The organism is Pedobacter sp. 01T416_2 (assembly GCF_056398925.1).
In genome coordinates, this window is sequence record NZ_JBFTQI010001001.1 from 1 (window position 1) to 1,810 (window position 1,810).

At 36.7% G+C, this 1,810-nt stretch carries 2 protein-coding genes; one reads left to right on the forward strand and one right to left on the reverse strand.

Translation table 11 applies throughout. The features are described from left to right. Positions 1-501, forward strand: a 501-nt coding sequence (locus tag AC1DPQ_RS26710; RefSeq protein WP_477611428.1) for a PorP/SprF family type IX secretion system membrane protein, incomplete at its 5' end; no start/stop codon positions are given. Between the two features lie 419 nt (positions 502-920). On the opposite strand, the gene rpoN is transcribed toward AC1DPQ_RS26710, so the two are convergent. Next, on the reverse strand, positions 921-1,810 hold an 890-nt coding region (rpoN, locus tag AC1DPQ_RS26715; protein WP_477611429.1), incomplete at its 5' end, for an RNA polymerase factor sigma-54.

Genomic DNA, 1,810 nt, shown 5'->3' on the forward strand with positions numbered 1-1,810 from the left:
ATTATGAACAGGGCGCTGATTAACCAGGTGAAACCCGATTTGAGTATTGGTTTATGGTTATATGGCGCAAGGTTATTTGCCGGTTTATCGGTACAGCAAATTTTACCACAAAAATTAAGCTTTACAGGCGATAATAGTTATAATTTAGGTAAAGAGGCACCACATTATTTTGCTACCGCAGGATATAAGTTTTTCTTTGATGATGAAATTGCTGCAGTACCATCGGTAATGGTAAAATACGTATCACCTGCACCGGTTTCTGTTGATCTAAACATGAAATTGGCTTTTAAAGACAAAATCTGGTTAGGAGGAAGTTATCGTAAAGATGATTCGTTTGCAGCAATGGCTGGCTTTAATATTGGCAAGATGGTTAATTTAACTTATTCATACGATTTTACAACATCTCAATTAAATCAGGTAAGTAATGGTAGCCACGAAATTGTATTGGGTTTATTGCTGAATAATATCTATAAGGTGCCATCGTATATTAAAATGTGGTAATATACTGGTATTCAGGTAGATGAAAGTGTATGGTTTATAGGTTGGAGCGCAAAACCTGTATAGAACAGGAAGTTTCCTCCCGTTTTTCGCTTTCACGCTTCACTTCGTCGTGCCTCCTCGCTGCAGGGTAACGCTGCAACCGGGGCTAAATGGCCAAGGCAGTTTTTTATTTTTGAGGTTGCAGGGTGCAGAAACTTTGTGCTTAAACCTGACAGCAGCGGCAGCTCCCGATTTTTCATCGGGACTATAGCGAATGGCAGGACTGCAGACGGCCAAGCACACGGAACTGTTCCTTTCCCAGTCACAATAAATACACTAGTTATATTTGGAGCGCAACACTTTCTTTGGCAATTTAAATTCTATACTTTAGAAAAGTAACTGTAAACTTTGAATTGTAAACCCGATAACTGCCAACTGATCTAAAGTTCTTTTCTTAACCTTGCCACAGGGATATTCATCTGCTCACGATATTTTGCAACGGTTCTTCTGGCAATGTTATAACCTCTTTCTTTTAAAATTTCGGTTAATTTTTCATCAGCTAAAGGTTTGCGTTTATCTTCGTTACCAATACAGTCTTCCAATATTTTTTTAACCTCTTTGTTCGAAACTTCCTCACCGTTTTCGGTTTGTATCGCTTCTGAGAAGAATGATTTTAATAAGAAAGTACCAAATTCAGTCTGCACATACTTAGAGTTTGCCACCCTTGATACGGTTGAAATATCCATATCAATTTTATCGGCAATATCTTTTAAGATCATTGGGCGCATTTTACGCTCATCGGCGGTTAAAAAATATTCATATTGATAGTGCATAATGGCATTCATGGTTTTTAACAAAGTTTGTTGTCTTTGTTTAATTGCATCGATAAACCATCGTGCAGAATCTAATTTCTGCTTAACAAACTGAACAGCTTCTTTCAGCTTTTTATCTTTCGATGAAGCTTTGTCGTAATGCTCAAACATCTCCTGGTAAGATCTGCTTACCTTTAATTCAGGAGCATTTTTAGAATTTAGCGTCAAAATTAATACGCCATCATTATTGCTGATATGGAAATCAGGAATAATCTGCATTTGTTTGGTGGTAACCTGATTGGCATCACCTGGTTTTGGGTTTAAACGCAGAATTTCATTTACAACCTCTTTAAGTTCTTCACTATCTAAACCTAAACTTTTTTCTAATTTATCGTAATGTTTACGTGTAAACTCGTCCAGATAGTTTTCTACAACATTCATTGCTTTTACTATAATTGGATTGTTTGGGTCTTTCCTTTTTAATTGGATCAGTAAACATTCTTTCAGATCTCTTGCAC